A 445-nucleotide genomic window follows, 5' to 3' on the forward strand; every position below is an offset into this window, starting at 1 on the left:
GCACCAGAATTACCATTATTCTTTAATGATGTTGTTACAGTAAACTCTTTATTATTTGTTGCTGTTGGATCCATTGTTCGTCTTTCAACATAAACATGTGACCCAGAATGAAGTCCGATAGAGTCAACAAAGCTATAGTATTTGTAACCATCTTTTAGTTGATAAATGCCACGCGCATCTGTTATTGCGTCATTTTTAGGTACAAATTGAATTTTGAGATTTCTCACATTATCAGGTACTTTAAATAAACGCAAAGTTGGACCGCCTTCGACAGTCTTTTCAGCAATCGTATCATTAGTATCAGCATTTTTGATAATAACATTTGTTGCGCCTTGACCGTTTTTAGTAGTCATTGTATTAAATTCAAAGATTAATTCAGAATTTGGATTTACTGTTAAAGATTTTTCAATACCATTAAAATCTCCATGATTACTAGCGTCCGTCC

Annotated in this window: 1 protein-coding gene; it reads right to left on the reverse strand. The window is 33.3% G+C overall.

Annotated features, from left to right (window positions below; all coding sequences use genetic code 11):
• A partial coding sequence (locus D3260_RS17100; RefSeq protein ID WP_147418254.1) for a SasC/FmtB family protein occupies positions 1-445 on the reverse strand: 445 nt, incomplete at both ends.

The sequence above is a fragment of the Salinisphaera sp. Q1T1-3 genome (assembly GCF_003602005.1).
Taxonomy (GTDB): domain Bacteria; phylum Pseudomonadota; class Gammaproteobacteria; order Nevskiales; family Salinisphaeraceae; genus Salinisphaera.